The sequence below is a fragment of the uncultured Pseudokineococcus sp. genome (assembly GCF_947495735.1).
Taxonomy (GTDB): Bacteria; Actinomycetota; Actinomycetes; order Actinomycetales; family Quadrisphaeraceae; genus Pseudokineococcus.
On sequence record NZ_CANMAA010000012.1, the window covers coordinates 15,147 to 28,332 of the forward strand.

Below are 13,186 nucleotides of genomic sequence, written 5' to 3' on the forward strand. Positions count from 1 at the left end.
GTGCGCGCCGGGCGCCACGCGCGGTCCGGCGGGCCGGTTCGCGCCCGTCGACCTAGCGTGCGTCCATGACAGACCTGCAGGGCGCGCGCGTGCTGGTGACCGGGGCGAGCGGCGGGCTGGGCTCCCTCCTCGCCGGCGGGATGGCGGCCCGGGGCGCGGTCGTCGCGGTCTCCGGTCGCGACGAGCAGCGCCTGCGGGCGCTGGAGGTCGAGGCGGTCGCGCACCTGCCGGCCGACCTGCGGCAGCCGGGGGCGCCGGACGCCCTCGTCGGGAGCGCCGTCGAGGCGCTCGGGGGCCTCGACGTCCTGGTGCACGCGGCCGGCGTCGTCGCGTTCGGGCCCGCCGCCGAGGTGGACGACGACCTGCTCGACGACCTGCTGCTGCTGCACTACCTGGCCCCGGTGCGCTTGCTGCGGGCCGCCGTCCCGCACCTGCGCACCTCGGCGGCCGAGCGCGGTGGTGCGGCGGCCGTCATGCTCAGCGCCGTCGTCGCCGAGCAGCCGGTGGCGGGCATGGCGGCCTACTCGGCGGCCAAGGCGGCGCTCACGGCGTTCGACGCGGCCGTCGCGAAGGAGCTGCGCCGCGACCGGGTGCGCGTCCTCGACGTCCGCCCGCCGCACACCGAGACGGGGCTGGCGGGTCGTCCGGTCGCGGGCGAGGCGCCGCGGATGCCGGAGGGGCTGCCGCCCCAGGACGTGGTCGACCGCATCCTGCGCGCCGTCGTCGACGACGAGCGCGACCTGCCGTCCTCGGCGTTCCGCGCGGGCTGAGGCTCACCCGGGCGGGGGGCGCCGGTCGCCCGCGGTCGTCCCGGCGGTTCGCGTCCCCGGAGCCCCGAGGCCATGATGACGAGCGCGAGCGGACGGTCGTGGTCGGCAGGCGCCGACCGGACCGGCCGGGACGCCACGAGTGGAGGACGCATGAGCACCGCGAGCGAGACCCGCACGGACGAGGCGTCGGAGCAGGGCTCCGACCGGCAGAGCACCAAGGGCGCGTACGTCACCGCCGGGCAGGACTTCCAGCGGGACACCGCCTACATCGAGACCCGCATCACCGCCGACGGCCGTGACGGCTACCCGGTCGAGCCGGGCCGCTACCGGCTGGTCGCCGCGCGCGCGTGCCCCTGGGCGCAGCGCTCGATCATCGTGCGCCGCCTGCTCGGGCTCGAGGGCGTCATCTCCCAGGGCATCACGGGGCCGACCCACGACGCGCGCAGCTGGACCTTCGACCTGGACCCGGGGGGCGTCGACCCGGTGCTCGGCTACGAGCGGCTCCAGCAGGCCTACTTCGCCCGCTTCCCCGACTACCCCAAGGGCATCACCGTGCCCGCGCTGGTCGAGGAGAGCACCGGCCAGGTGGTCACCAACGACTTCCCGCAGATCACCCACGACCTCTCGAGCGAGTGGCGTGCGCACCACCGCGACGGTGCGCCCGACCTGTGGCCGGCTGCCCTCCGGGAGGAGATGGAGGAGGTGATGCGGCGGGTCTACACCGAGGTCAACAACGGGGTGTACCGCTGCGGCTTCGCCGGCTCGCAGGAGGCGTACGAGAAGGCCTACGACCGGCTGTTCACCGCGCTGGACTGGCTGGAGGAGCGGCTCGCCGACCGGCGCTTCCTCATGGGCGACACCATCACCGAGGCCGACGTGCGCCTCTACACGACGCTGGTCCGCTTCGACGCCGTCTACCACGGCCACTTCAAGTGCAACCGCAGCAAGCTCACCGAGATGCCGGTGCTGTGGGCCTACGCGCGCGACCTGTTCCAGACGCCGGGCTTCGGCGACACGACGGACTTCGCGCACATCAAGGCGCACTACTACGTGGTGCACGAGGACCTCAACCCGACGCAGATCACCCCGAAGGGGCCGGACCTGTCCGGCTGGCTCACCCCGCACGGCCGGGAGTCGCTCGGTGGCAGCCCGTTCGGCGACGGCACGCCGCCCGGGCCGGTCGCACCGGGCGAGGAGGTCGACCCCGCGCACACGCCGCTGGGCTGACGCGCCGCGTCCGCCGGGGACGTCGTCGACGGCTCGCGCCCCGCGGATGCCGTCAGCCGCACTGTGTCGACATGTCGCCTTCTACGGGGGCTCTCTGGCGCACTGTGTCGACATGTCGCCTTCTACGGGGGTCGTTTGGCGCACTGTGTCGACACGGTGCGCTCCAGAGCTGCGATCAGAGGCGTCGTGCCGACAGGTCGTCCTCTGAGGGCGTCCCGAGGGCGGGAGCGGTCGGTCGTCGACGTCCGCGGCGGCGCCGGGTGTCAGACCGGCGCCACGTAGCGGCGGAACTCCTTCGCGCGGACGGCCAGCACGGCGGTGGCCACGAGCACGAGCACCCCGCCGAGGCCGACGGCGGCGCGCGCGCCGACGAGGTCGCCGGCCACCCCGTGCACCAGGTCCGCCAGCCGTGGCCCGCCGACGACGACGACCGTGAAGACGCCCTGCATCCGACCGCGCATCTCGTCGGTGGCGGCGGTCTGGAGGATGGCGCCGCGGAAGACCATGCTCGCCAGGTCGGCGGCGCCCGCGACGGCGAGCAGGACCGCCGCCACCCACAGCGACGTGGTCAGGCCCACGGCCGCGACGGCGGCGCCCCAGACGGCGATGCTGACGAGGACGAGCACCCCGTGCCGGCGCATGCGCACGACGCGCCCGGAGAAGAGCCCGCCCAGCAGCGACCCGACGGGGATGGCGGCGTAGAGGACGCCGAGGGCGAGGCCGCCGTCTGCCGGACCGCCGTAGACCTCGCGAGCCATCTCCGGGAAGAGGGCCCGCGGCATCCCGAGGACCATGGCCAGCACGTCGGCGAGGAAGGACACGAGCAGCACCTGCTGCAGGCCGATGTACCGGAAGCCCTCCAGGACGCTGCCGGCCCCGGCCCGCCGTCCAGGCGCCCCGGACACCGGCATCGCGGGCAGCCGGAGCACCAGCACGAGGGCGGCCACCAGGCCGAGGGTGTCGACGAGGTAGAGGACCGGCAGGCCCAGCAGGGGGATGAGGGACCCCGCGAGCAGGGGGCCGGCGACCGCGCCGACGCCGAACACGGTGGTGGACAGCGCCATCGCCGCGGGCAGCTGGGCGGTGGGCACCAGGCGGGGCACGGCGGCGCCGCGGGCGGGGGCGTACAGCCCGAAGGCGGCCTGCTGGACCACGACGAGGGCGAGGAGGGCGACCAGCGACTCCAGCCCCGAGACGGCGTGCACGGCGAGCGCGGCGGACGAGGCCGCGACGCCGGCGAGGCTGAGGACCATCAGGCGGCGGCGGTCGACGACGTCGGCGACGCTGCCGCCCCACAGCGAGAAGAGCACGAGGGGCACCAGCCCGGCGGCGGAGGAGATCCCGACCCAGGTGGAGGACCCGGTGATGCGGAAGACCTCGAAGGGCACCGCCACCGCGGTCAGCTGGCTGCCGACGGCGGAGACGGCGCTGGAGGTGAGCAGCCGCCGGTACGCCGGGATGCGCAGCGGGGTGGTGTCGAGGAGGACGCCACGCAGAGCCACGTGCGGACCCTAGGTCGTCGCCCAGGGCACCCGACGACCCGGCTCCTCGATCGGCCGGTCCGCCCGCGGGCGGACCGCTCGACGACCTACCCCGGCTCGCCCCGCGCCTTGCGCCGGCCGATGACGACGAGGTCCACGACGGCGACGACGGCGAGGACGCCGAGCGCGACGGCCATCCACGTCGGGGCGTCGACGACGACCGCCCAGGCGGCGAGCCCGGCGCACACCAGGAGGCCGAACACGGCCAGGATCGCGCGCAGCGTCAGCGCGCTGTGCGTGGGGGCCTCGCCGAAGAGGCCGTAGCGCGGCTCCGGGGGTCTGGGCTGCCCTGAGGTGCTGCGCCGCCCTGAGGTGCTGGGCTGCTCGGGTCGCTCGCTCATGCGCCCAGCCTGCGCCGGATGCGGGGCCCCGTCCTGTCGGCGTGGTGCAGCCCGCCGCCGGGGCCCCGCCTCCCGCCGGTCACCAGCGGGAGTGCACGACCTCGCGGAGGTGGGTGTCGTACACGCGCTCGACGGCGGCCAGCTCGTCGGCGGTCAGCGGGTCGAGCTGGGCGGCCGCGGCGTTGGCGCGCGCCTGCTCGGGGGTGCGGGCGCCGGGGATGGCGCTGGTGACGCCGGGCTGGTCGAGGATCCAGCGCAGCGCGAGAGCGGCGGTGGGGACGCCGCGCGCGGCGGCGACCTCGCCGACCTCCGCGGCCGCCCGCAGGCCGAGCTCGTAGGGGACGCCGGAGAACGTCTCGCCGACGTCGAAGGCCTCGCCCTGGCGGTTGTAGCTGCGGTGGTCGGTCTCGGCGAAGACGGTGCTCTCGTCGTACTTCCCGGTGAGCAGGCCGCTGGCGAGCGGCACGCGCGCGAGGACGCCGACGCCGGCCTCGGCCGCCGCGGGCAGCACGCGGTCCAGCGGCTTGCGGCGGAAGGCGTTGAGGATGATCTGCAGCGACGCGAGGTTCGGGCGCGCCAGCGCCGTCATCGCCTCGTCGACGGTCTCGACCGAGACGCCGTAGGCCGCGAGCAGCCCCTCCTCGACGAGCGCGTCGAGGGCCTCGAAGACGGCGTCGTCGGAGTAGACCGGCGTCGGCGGGCAGTGCAGCTGCACGAGGTCCAGGCGCTCGACGCCCAGGTTCCCCAGGCTGCGCTGCACCCAGGCGCGCAGGTTCTCGGGCGTGTACTGGGCGGCCTCGAAGGGGTCGGCGCGGCGCCCGGCCTTGGTGGCCACGAACGGCCGGTCGCCGGCGGGCAGGTCGGCCAGGAAGCGTCCGATGATCTTCTCGCTGCGCCCGTCGCCGTAGACGTCGGCGGTGTCGAGGAGCGTGACGCCCTCCTCCAGCGCCGTGCGCAGCACCGCGAGCGCGTCGTCCTCGCGGACCTCGCCCCAGTCGCCGCCCAGCTGCCACGTGCCGAGGCCGACGACGCCGACGTCCGCTCCCGTGCGCCCGAGGCGCCTGGTCTCCATCGTCTGCTTCTCCGCCGCGGGGGTGTCCATGGCGCGGACGCTAGCGGCGCCCCCCGACGGTCGCCCGGCGGTGCTCGGCAGGTCGGGCTCAGGTCGGGCTCAGGTCGGGCTCGGGGGGACCGGGGGAGCGCGCCCAGCGGCGACCGGGGAGCAGGCGGCGCCACCCGCCCGGTCGGGGCGGGGGCCGGCGGTGCCCCCGAGAGGATTCGAACCTCCGACACACGGTTTAGGAAACCGATGCTCTATCCCCTGAGCTACGGGGGCCAGGGTGCGGCGAGCGTACCGCTGCCGCCGCGCGCCGTCCCCGCCCCGACGGCGCTCCCGGCTCGCCGGAAGCCGGAGCAGCGGCCAGGGTGGAGGGAGAGCGCAGGGCGCGCCGCGGCCGAGGGCCGTCGGGCCGCCCGTCGGCCCCGGGCCCCGCCCGAGGCCGTGCGCGACGCACACGCGACACGAGGAGGACCGATGGACCTGCAGTGGCTGGCACCGGCGTTCGAGGCCGAGGGGCCCTTCGCCAGCGTGACGCTCGACGTCTCGCGCACGGACGCGTCCGGCGAGCACGAGGTCGAGCTGCGCTGGCGCGAGCTGCGCCGGCGCCTGGAGGAGCAGGGCGCGCCCGAGGACGTCCTCGACGTCCTCGCCGAGCGCGCCACCGCCCCGAGCGGCCGCGCGGACGCCGGCGACGGCTCCGGACGCGTGGTCGTGGCCGGTGCGGGCGGGGTCGTGCTCGACCTCGTGCTGCCGAGCGCGCCGCCCCAGGACGAGGCGTCGTGGGGCCCCGTCCCGCACGTGCTCCCGGCCGTGCGCGCGGCGGCGGGCGCGACCCGCTACCTGCTCGTGGCCACCGACCACGCGGGCGCCGACCTGACGGTCGCCGTCGGCTCGGGCGTCACGACGGCGAGGCCCGAGGGCGGCGACGCGGTCGTGGGCTCCTCGGTGAGCGCCGTCGAGGCGTCGGAGACCTCCGGCGCGGACGACGACATCATCCACAAGGTCCCCGTCGGCGGGACCGGCGAGTACACCCGCGAGCGGCGCGTCGAGGACTCCTGGCAGCGCGACGCCGCCGCCGTCGCCAAGGACGTGGACGACCTCGTCGGCCGGTACAAGCCGCACGTCGTCGTCCTCACCGGCGACGACAACGCGGTCTCCCTGGTGCGCGAGCGCCTCGGCGGCGCCGCCTCGGGGATCGTCGAGGTCGTGCAGGGCGGCGGGCGCGCCGACGGCATCCGGACCGAGGACTTCGCGCAGACCCTGGGCGAGGTGCTCGCGACGGTGCAGGAGCGCCGGCTGCGCGAGGTGATGGACAGCTACGCCCAGGCCCGCGGCAAGGACGCGGACGGCGCCGACGGGATCGACGCCGTCGTGCAGATGCTGCAGCGCGGTCAGGTGCAGGACGTGCTCCTGCGCGACGACCCGAGCTCGACCTGGACGCTGTGGGTCGGGCCCGACGCCCTGCAGCTCGCAAGCAGCCGGGAGGACCTGCTCGAGATGGGCGTGCAGGAGCCCGTCGAGGTGCGGGCCGACGCGGCCCTCGTGCGCGCCGCGGTGGGCGGGAGCTCCGGGCTGGTCCTCGTGCCCGGCACCCGCCAGGACGAGACGGACGAGCTGGAGCTGGCCGACGGCGTCGGCGCCATCCTGCGCTGGTCGGACCAGGGCACCCCGGGCGGCGGCGCTCCCACGATGTCCGGCGACAGCGAGCGCCTGCGCGACATCGAGGCCTGACGGCGCGCTGTCGACGGCGCCACGGCCGTCGGCTGCACCGCACGGTGGGGGGCATCCCGGACGTCTCGGGGCGACACGCCGCGCGGATCGACGGAAGTTGACCCTTGAACTGACCGTCAGCATGCTTGGCCGCGCAGTGCGCACCGCTGGCCCCCCCTGCGCGGTGCGCACTGCCTCCACGTGGCACCAGCGCCCCGGCGCCCGCTCCCACCGGGTGCCGGGGCGCTCGTGCGTCCGGGGCGTGCGTCGGGGCCGTGCGTCGGGGACCGGAGCGCCGAGGGGTCGGCGCGTCGCGAGCCCGCGCACCGGGACCGGCGGGCGACCGTCGGGCCCTCGGCCCGTGCTCGGCTAGCGTGCGCGGGTGCCCGAGCCGACCCGTGCCTCCCGGTCCCCGCGGCACCGCTCCCGCCTGGGCGCGCTGCTGCGGCGCGAGCCCGCGCCGGACGCCGGCGCCCCCGCGGTGGAGGTCCCGCCGGCGCCCCCCGCGGACGAGCAGCCCGCTGCGCCGCCGCCGGAGGAGCCCGCCCTCCCGCCGGTCCCGCGCACCCCGCTCGCCGACGTGCTGCGCGGCTGGGGCGAGGAGCTCGCGCGCGCGGGCGGGCGCGGGGTGCTCGTCGACGACCGGACGGCGTCGAGCGAGCTCGTGCCGCCGCTCGACGTGGGGGGCGCGCACCCCTCCGGGCTCGCCGCCTTCTGGGCCGGTCGGCCCACCCGCCTGTCCAGCCTCTTCCGCGAGCGGGGGGCGCACGAGGTCGCGCGCGAGCGGGTCCGCCTGCTGCGCACGGCGTCGACCGAGGTCACCGCCCAGCACGGCACCCCCACCTGCGCGCTCGCCGTCGGCCTGGTGCGCTGGAGCGGGCCGGCCGTCGAGGGCCCGCCCGGGAGCGACCCGGTCGCCGACGGCCCGGTCGAGGTCCACGCGCCCGCCCTGCTCCAGCGCCTCGACCTGCGCCCGCGGGGAGCCGGCGCCCTCGACGAGGAGCTGGACCTGCGCCCCGAGGTGCGGGTGAACCCCGCGCTCGTGCACCTGCTCGCCCGGCGCGGCCACGAGGTCGACGTCGCCGAGGTCCTGGCGCCCTTCGCCGACGGGCACGGCGACGCCCACCGGCGGGCGCTGCGCGAGCTGGCGGCCCAGCTGGCCGGCGTGCCCGGCCTCCAGCTGGGGGAGCGGACGCTCGTCGGCGTCTACCCCGAGCTGGCCGGCCCGCTCACCGCCGACGTCGAGGCCCTGCTCGCGGCCGCGGCCGCGCCGTCGGGCTCCGGGGCCGAGGAGAGCCTCGGCGGGCTCGTGAGCGGGCTGGCCGAGGTCGCCGCCGGCGGCCCGGTCGAGCCCTCCGTCGCCGAGGGCCCCGGCAGCCCCGAGCCGGGGTGGGGCGACGTGGCGACCTGGCGCGTGCTCGACCTGGACGAGGACCAGCGCGCCGTGCACGACGCGGTGGCGAGCGGGCGCTCCCTGCGCGTCCTCGCCGAGCCGGGCACCGGTGCGACGCAGCTGGTCGCCCAGGTCGTCGCCTCCGCCGCGGGCGCCGGACGCCGCTGCCTCGTGCTCGCCCCCTCCCTCGGGGAGGCCGCCGACGTCACCGCCCGCCTGCACGAGGCGGGCCTCGGCGCACTCGTCGACCCCGCCGACCGCTCGGCGCCGCGCGCGACGGGAGCCGACCCGGCTGCGGCGGCTCCCGACGAGGCCGCCTCGCCCGCCGACGGACCCGAGGAGGCGGTGGCCCGCCTGCGCGCGGGCGCCCGCGCCCTCGACGTGCCGGCCGGCGAGGGGCTGGACACGGGCGTCCTGGCCACGACCCAGGCCCTGGTGCGGCTGGCCCGCCTGCCCCACCCGCCGCGCAGCCCCGTCCGGCTGGACGCCGCCGCCGTGTCCGCCGCGTCGGCCGAGGGCCTGCCCCGCGTGGTCGCCGGGGTCCGCCGGGCGGCCCGCCTCGGCGCGTTCCGGCCCGAGCTCGCGGCGAGCCCCTGGCAGGGGGCGGCGCTCGGCTCCGCCGACGAGGCGCACGTGGCCCGCCGGCGCGCCGAGGAGCTGGCCGAGGTCCGCCTCCCGCGCCTGGCCGACCACCTGGCCGCGCTCGGGGAGCGCACGGGCCTGCGCCCGCCGCGGACCGTGGACGAGGTCGGCCGCCGGCTCGGCCTGCTGGTCGACGTCCGCGGGACGCTCGAGGAGTTCACGCCCGGCGTCTACGAGCGGCCGCTGGGCGAGCTGGTGCGGGCCCTCGGCCAGGACGCCTCCTGGCGCACGCGGCGGACGGCGCAGAAGGTCGTCGCCGAGGTCGTGCGCCCCGGGGCGCGCCCGGGCGACCTCCGGACCTCGCTGCGCCGGGCCGACGCCGAGCGGCGCGCCTGGTCGGCGGCCGCGCTCGACGGCGGGCGACCGCGCGTCCCCTCCGGCATCGCGGAGGTCCAGCGCGCGCTCGCGGACGTGGTCGCGGAGCTGGACCGCCTCGAGCCCGTGCTGCGCGGCACCCGCGCCGGCGCCGGGCTGCGGGGCGCCGACCTGGCGGCGCTCGAGGTCCGGCTGCGCGACCTCGCCGAGGACCCGGACGCGCGCGGCGACCTCCCGCGGCGCGTCGACGTCCTCGTGCACCTGGCCTCGCTGGGCCTCGGCGAGCTCGTGGCCGACCTGAGGGAGCGAGGGCTGGCGGGGGCGCCCGTCGACGAGGAGGGCGCCGGTCGCGAGGCGGAGCTCGTCGTGCGCGCGTCCGCCCTGGCCGAGGCGCGCCGCCGCGGCGTCCTCGACGACCTGCTGCCCGGCCGCGCCGCCGCCGCGCGGGCCCAGCTCGTCGCCGGCGTGGCCGCGCAGCGGCGCAGGGCGGCCGCGGACCTCGTGGCCGCGCAGCCGGAGCCGCTGGTCCGGTGCGCGAGCCTGCTCGCGCTGCCCTCCCGCCTCGGGGCCCTGGGCGAGGGCGCTCGCGCGGACCTCGTCGTCGTCCTCGACGCCTCCGCGGCGGGAGTGCCGGAGGCCGCCCTGGCCCTCGCCCGCGGGGCGCAGGTCCTGGTGCTCGGCGACCCGGCCGGCCCTCCGCCGTCCTCCGCCGTGGTGGGCGCGCCGGCGCCCGAGCACCCGGGGACGGCGGCGCCCGCGAGCCTGTGGGCCTCCACCGCCGGCCTGCTCGACGAGCGCGCCCTGCGGGGCCTGCACCGGCTGCCGCGACAGCTCGTGCCCGTGCTCGCCGCCGCGCGGGCGGAGGCGCTCGACCCCTCGGACGGGTCGGGCCAGCCGGCGTCCCCCACGGCTCCCGAGGGCTCGACCGACCCCGCGGGCGGCTCCCTGCGGGCCGTCCCGGCACCCCCCGGCTCGTGGCCGGTGGTCCTGCGCCGCTCCGGCGGTCGCGGCCGGGCGTCCGAGGACGGCGTCGTCCACTCCCTCGACGTCGAGGTCGAGGCCGTCGTCGAGACCGCACTGGGGCACCTGCGGGAGGACCCGCAGCGGTCGCTGGCCGTCGTCGCGGTGACGCGCGGGCACGCGCGACGCGTCGCGGACGCGCTGCGGGCCGCCGTCGCCGCCGACCCCGAGCTCGCCGCCGTGCTCGCCCGGACCCCGCGCGCGGGCGAGCCGCTGGTCGTCACCGACGTCGGTCGCGCGCAGGGCGTCGTGCGCGACGTCGTCGTGCTGGCCACCGCCTTCGCGCCCACCGAGCGCGGCCGCGTCCCGAGCTCCTTCGGCCCCCTGGACGCCGCCGGGGGTGCGGCGGCTCTGGCGGACGCCGCGGCCGGCGCCCGTCGCCGCCTCGTCGTCGTGACGTCCCTGGAGGCCGAGGGGCTCGACCCCGACCGCCTGCGCACCCCCGGGGCCCGCGCCCTGCGCAGCCTGCTGGTCGCCGCCGAGGCCGCGGACGCGCGCGGCCCCTCCGAGGGCGGGCCGGTGACCGGTGACGTCGACGCGTCCCCGCCCGACGTCGCGCCGGAGGACCTGCTGCCGCCGGGCGACGACGCGGCCCGCGCGCTGGGCGCCCACGCGCTGGCGTCCGCGCTGGTCGCCCAGCCCCCGGCCGAGGCCGCGGAGGACGGGGCCAGCGGGGACGGGGCCAGCGGGGACGGGGCCACCCGGGACGAGGTCGTCGAGGACGGGGTCGTCGAGCCGGCCGACGACGACCCGCTCGTCGACGCCCTGGTGCAGCGGCTGCGCGCGGCAGGGGCGCAGGTGCGGCGTGGCAGCGAGCCGGGCGACCCCGACCTGTCCGTGCGCCTCGCGGACGGCCGCTCCGTGGCCGTGCTGCCCGACGTCCGCCCGCCGGGGCCGGAGGTCGGCACCTCGGCCGCGGACCCCGTCCTGCGCGCGCAGGAGGCGGCGGCCCTGCGCCGCCAGGGCTGGGCGGTGGCCCACGTGCCGTCCCTCGGCCTGCTCGTCGACCCGGCCGGGGAGGCGGCGCGCGTGATCGCCGCGGCGCGCAGGCCCTGGAGCCCCGTCGAGCAGCCCGCGCCGACGACGGAGGACGGGGCGTGAGCGGGCAGCCGCCGCCCCCGCCGTCCGGGGCGAGCCCCGGCGACGAGGGTCCCGAGGCGGCAGCGGCCCCGGCGGGGACCGCCCGGCGGCGCCCGCAGCGCGACGACCCCGTGCTGCCCGACCGCGCCGCCGAGGACCGCCCCGAGGCCTGGGGCGAGCGCGCGGACGAGGACGACGACGAGCGCTACCTCCGGGACCGCCCCCCGCACTGGTGACCCGTGCGGGGACGCCTGGGGCGAGGCGCCCGGCGCGATGATGCCGAGGTGACCGCCTCCTTCGGTGCCGTCGTCCTGAGCACACCGGACCCGCGAGAGCTCGCCGCCTTCTACGGCGAGCTGCTCGGCTGGACCACCGTCAGCTCCGAGCCGGACTGGGTCCGGCTGCGCGACCCCGAGCGGGAGCGACCCGGCCTGAGCTTCCAGCGCGAGCCCGGGGACGCGCCTCCCACCTGGCCCGCCCGCCAGGGCGGGGTGGCGATGCAGGCCCACCTCGACGTCCTCGTGGACGACCTGGACGCCGAGGCGGAGCGAGCCGTCGCCCTGGGGGCGAGCGTCGAGGAGCACCAGCCGGCCCCGGGCGTGCGGGTCCTGAGGGACCCGCACGGCCACGTCTTCTGCCTCTTCCTGCCCGGCTCGTGACGGCGGGCGGCGCCGCCGCGCCGACCGGAGCGCCGCCGCCTCAGCCCCTAGCAAGTACTTGCCCGGCGGGCAAGTACTTGCTCTACTGGTGCCTCCGCTCGACGAGGAGGACCCGTGGACACCGACCATCCCCCGATCACCGCGCAGCAGGCGCGCGACCAGCTCGACTCCACTCGGACCCGGTCGCTGGGCGCGCCCGGTGACCGCAGGGCCCACGCGATCGGTGCGGCGGCCGTCGGGCTCACGACGGGCCTGCACATGGCGACCAGGAACCTGGTCGGCGAGAGCCTCTACGCGGTCCTGTCGGCGGTCAGCATCGGCGTGGTCATCGCCGTGGTCCTCCGGGTCGAGAGGGTCTCGCGCACGGTGCCGCGCGGGGCTCGCCGGTGGTTCTGGACCGGGCTGGCGACCTCCTTCGCGGTGGCCCTGGGCTTCGTGACGCCCTGGCTCAACCTCCAGGCCCAGGACGGGCCGAGCACCTGGCCGACGGTGGTCTCGGGCGCCGTCGTGGTCGCCGTGCCGAGCCTGCTCGCGGCCGCCGCGATCGCCCGCTCGCGACCGTGAGCACCACCCAGGGCCACCACGCCCGCCACCGCCTCGACGAGGCCATCCACGCCCCGGTGCGCCTGAGCCTGGTCGCCGCGCTGGCTCAGGTGGACGAGGCCGAGTTCGCCCACGTGCGCGACACCATCGAGGTCACCGACTCGACGCTGTCCAAGCAGGCGGCGCAGCTGGAGGTCGTCGGGTACGTGAGGATCCGCAAGGGGCACGTCGGCAAGCGACCGCGGACCTGGCTGTCCCTGACGCCCACCGGGCGGGAGGCCCTCGCCCGCCACCTCGACGCCCTGCGCCTCATCGCCGAGGGCCCGTCGTCCTGAGGGGAGCGGCTCCTGGCGCAGCGGGGCCGGCCGGCGCGACCGGCGTGGTGCTGCCGTGGGCCCCGTTCGACGTCCCGGTGCGGTGCCCTGCGTCGGTGCGCATCGCCGAGGTCGTGACGGCGCGACGCGCCGCTGCCGCGGCGGTCGTCGCGCTGGGCGCTGCGGTGGCCACCGGCTGCGGCGGGGGCGTGGAGGAGGGCGCCAGCACCGGCGGGCCGTGGATGACGATGAGCGTCGCGGTCTGCGTCGCCGAGGACGCCGACGTGCCCCGGTCGGCGGCCGTCGAGGTGCGGCAGGACGGCGACGTCGTGGGGGCCGCCGGCGACTCGGCCGGCCGTCCGACGTGGTTCGAGGTCTCGACGAGGAGCGGCGTCGTCCAGGTCGTCGCCGACGGGGAGGTGCTCGAGGAGCGGACGGGGCGAGCCCGGGGACCGGCTCGTGATCGCCCTCGGCGACTGCACCCCGCCGCCGCCTGAGTCTGCCTGACGAGGCCCTGGCACGGCGCCCCGTCGGCGGGCGACGCTCTCCGTCGGTCGTCCCCGTCCGGTCG

The 13,186-nt window shown here is 78.2% G+C and carries 12 protein-coding genes and 1 tRNA gene; 9 read left to right on the forward strand and 4 right to left on the reverse strand.

What is annotated here, in order from left to right:
- Positions 1–65 precede the first annotated feature (65 nt).
- Together Q0848_RS14535 and Q0848_RS14540 are read left to right on the forward strand one after the other, a co-directional pair.
- Positions 66–770, forward strand: coding sequence for an SDR family oxidoreductase (locus Q0848_RS14535; RefSeq protein ID WP_299038775.1), 705 nt, complete (start codon positions 66–68; stop codon positions 768–770).
- A 150-nt stretch (positions 771–920) separates the two neighbouring features.
- Positions 921–1,997: a glutathione S-transferase family protein gene (locus Q0848_RS14540; protein WP_299038777.1), complete on the forward strand. Its 1,077-nt coding sequence runs from the start codon at positions 921–923 to the stop codon at positions 1,995–1,997.
- A gap of 263 nt (positions 1,998–2,260) precedes the next feature.
- Here the strand turns inward: Q0848_RS14540 and Q0848_RS14545 are convergent, their stop codons facing one another.
- The 4 genes from Q0848_RS14545 to Q0848_RS14560 form a co-directional block, all read right to left on the reverse strand.
- Positions 2,261–3,499, reverse strand: a complete 1,239-nt coding sequence (locus tag Q0848_RS14545; protein ID WP_299038779.1) for an MFS transporter — start codon at positions 3,497–3,499, stop codon at positions 2,261–2,263.
- A gap of 86 nt (positions 3,500–3,585) precedes the next feature.
- Positions 3,586–3,879: a DUF6343 family protein gene (locus tag Q0848_RS14550; RefSeq protein WP_299038781.1), complete on the reverse strand. Its 294-nt coding sequence runs from the start codon at positions 3,877–3,879 to the stop codon at positions 3,586–3,588.
- Positions 3,880–3,958: 79 nt separating this feature from the next.
- Positions 3,959–4,951, reverse strand: a complete 993-nt coding sequence (locus Q0848_RS14555) for an aldo/keto reductase (protein WP_366146623.1) — start codon at positions 4,949–4,951, stop codon at positions 3,959–3,961.
- 191 nt (positions 4,952–5,142) lie between these two features.
- Positions 5,143–5,215: transfer RNA gene (locus Q0848_RS14560), tRNA-Arg, on the reverse strand.
- 198 nt (positions 5,216–5,413) lie between these two features.
- Here Q0848_RS14560 and Q0848_RS14565 point away from each other — a divergent pair.
- The 7 genes from Q0848_RS14565 (at position 5,414) to Q0848_RS14595 (ending at position 13,112) form a co-directional block, all read left to right on the forward strand.
- Positions 5,414–6,670: a hypothetical protein gene (locus Q0848_RS14565; protein ID WP_299038785.1), complete on the forward strand. Its 1,257-nt coding sequence runs from the start codon at positions 5,414–5,416 to the stop codon at positions 6,668–6,670.
- A gap of 361 nt (positions 6,671–7,031) precedes the next feature.
- The gene (locus Q0848_RS14570) at positions 7,032–11,120 is read left to right on the forward strand and encodes a hypothetical protein (protein ID WP_299038787.1); all 4,089 of its coding nucleotides are present in this window, start codon (positions 7,032–7,034) and stop codon (positions 11,118–11,120) included.
- Positions 11,117–11,335, forward strand: a complete 219-nt coding sequence (locus Q0848_RS14575; protein WP_299038789.1) for a hypothetical protein — start codon at positions 11,117–11,119, stop codon at positions 11,333–11,335. Before Q0848_RS14570 ends, Q0848_RS14575 begins: the two co-directional genes overlap by 4 nt.
- A 48-nt stretch (positions 11,336–11,383) precedes the next feature.
- Positions 11,384–11,758, forward strand: a complete 375-nt coding sequence (locus tag Q0848_RS14580; protein ID WP_299038791.1) for a VOC family protein — start codon at positions 11,384–11,386, stop codon at positions 11,756–11,758.
- Between the two features lie 114 nt (positions 11,759–11,872).
- On the forward strand, positions 11,873–12,322 hold the full coding sequence (locus Q0848_RS14585; protein ID WP_299038793.1) for a hypothetical protein: 450 nt from the start codon (positions 11,873–11,875) through the stop codon (positions 12,320–12,322).
- Positions 12,319–12,636 (forward strand): transcriptional regulator, encoded by a 318-nt coding sequence (locus Q0848_RS14590; RefSeq protein ID WP_299038795.1) that lies wholly within the window; start codon positions 12,319–12,321, stop codon positions 12,634–12,636. Before Q0848_RS14585 ends, Q0848_RS14590 begins: the two co-directional genes overlap by 4 nt.
- Before the next feature lie 95 nt (positions 12,637–12,731).
- Entirely contained in the window at positions 12,732–13,112 is a 381-nt protein-coding gene (locus Q0848_RS14595) for a hypothetical protein (RefSeq protein ID WP_299038798.1), read from the forward strand.
- Positions 13,113–13,186 lie beyond the last annotated feature (74 nt).

Bases quoted from the DNA above. Each gene is read 5' to 3' on its own strand.
- Q0848_RS14555 (WP_366146623.1), bottom strand. From the start codon at position 4,951: ATGGAGACCAGGCGCCTCGGGCGCACGGGAGCGGACGTCGGCGTCGTC.
- Q0848_RS14535 (WP_299038775.1), top strand. From the start codon at position 66: ATGACAGACCTGCAGGGCGCGCGCGTGCTGGTGACCGGGGCGAGCGGC.
- Q0848_RS14550 (WP_299038781.1), bottom strand. From the start codon at position 3,879: ATGAGCGAGCGACCCGAGCAGCCCAGCACCTCAGGGCGGCGCAGCACC.
- Q0848_RS14565 (WP_299038785.1), top strand. From the start codon at position 5,414: ATGGACCTGCAGTGGCTGGCACCGGCGTTCGAGGCCGAGGGGCCCTTC.
- Q0848_RS14540 (WP_299038777.1), top strand. From the start codon at position 921: ATGAGCACCGCGAGCGAGACCCGCACGGACGAGGCGTCGGAGCAGGGC.